This is a genomic window from Corynebacterium sp. HMSC055A01, assembly GCF_001809405.1.
GTDB lineage: Bacteria > Actinomycetota > Actinomycetes > Mycobacteriales > Mycobacteriaceae > Corynebacterium > Corynebacterium hesseae.
Window position 1 is genome coordinate 1 of the sequence record NZ_KV797593.1, and the last position, 1,027, is coordinate 1,027.

A 1,027-nucleotide genomic window follows, 5' to 3' on the forward strand; every position below is an offset into this window, starting at 1 on the left:
TGAGGTCACCGTTACGGTTGAGCAGCCGGACGCTCCCGAGGCTACGGACAACGAGAAGTATGAGCCTGAGTACAACGGTGGCACCGGCGAGCCTGGCGAGGACGTCAATATTGACGCTCCGGCCTTCAAGGACGGCGACAACAACAAGGTCGACGTTCCTAGCGGCACCACCTTCGGCCCAGGTGCAGACACCCCTGAAGGCGCGACCGTCAATCCGGACGGTTCCATCAAGGTCACCATCCCTGAGGATGCTAAGCCGGGTGACAAGATCACTGTTCCGGTTGTTGTGACTTACCCGGATGGTTCTACGGACACCGTTGACGTCACCGTTACCGTGACCGAGAAGGACGCTACCCCGGTTACGCCTGTTGCCCCGAAGGAGAACAACCCATCTCTGGGTGCATCTGCTGATGACCCGGCATCTTGTGATGTTCCGCCGTTCGTCACCGTTGAAGAGACCGAGGGTGTCGAGTACAAGGTGACCGTCGATGGTCAGGAGTTGACTCCGGACGCTGAAGGCAAGTACGTCTACAAGTACGGTCAGACGGTCAAGGTCGAGGCAACCCCGGCCAAGGGCTTCACCTTCCCGGAGGGCGCTCAGACGACCTGGACCTATACGACCCCGCAGAACGAGGTCTGTGAGGCTCCGGAGACTGAGAAGCCTGACTGGAAGGACGACTCCGGTAAGCCTGGTGACAAGGTTGAGATCCCGAATAACGGTGGCAAGGTGCAAGACGGCACCACCGTTGAGACCGAGGGTCCGGGTAAGGCTGAGATCGATGAGAACGGCAAGCTGATTGTTGACGTCGATAAGGATGCTAAGCCTGGCGACAAGGTTGTTGTTGTTGTTAAGGACAAGGACGGCAACGAGATCGATCGTGTAGTCGTTGAGGTTGAGCAGCCGGATGCTCCGGCTGAGAAGCCTGACTGGAAGGACGACTCCGGTAAGCCTGGTGACAAGGTTGAGATCCCGAACACCGGTGGCGATGTCCCGGCGGGCACCACGGTTGAGACCGAGGGTCCGGGT

General features: G+C 59.1%; 1 protein-coding gene. It reads left to right on the plus strand.

Features of this window, described 5'->3' with window-relative positions; all coding sequences use genetic code 11:
* Nucleotides 1-1,027 (plus strand): YPDG domain-containing protein (locus tag HMPREF2604_RS11100; RefSeq protein WP_210384687.1); only part of this gene is annotated, 1,027 nt, incomplete at both ends.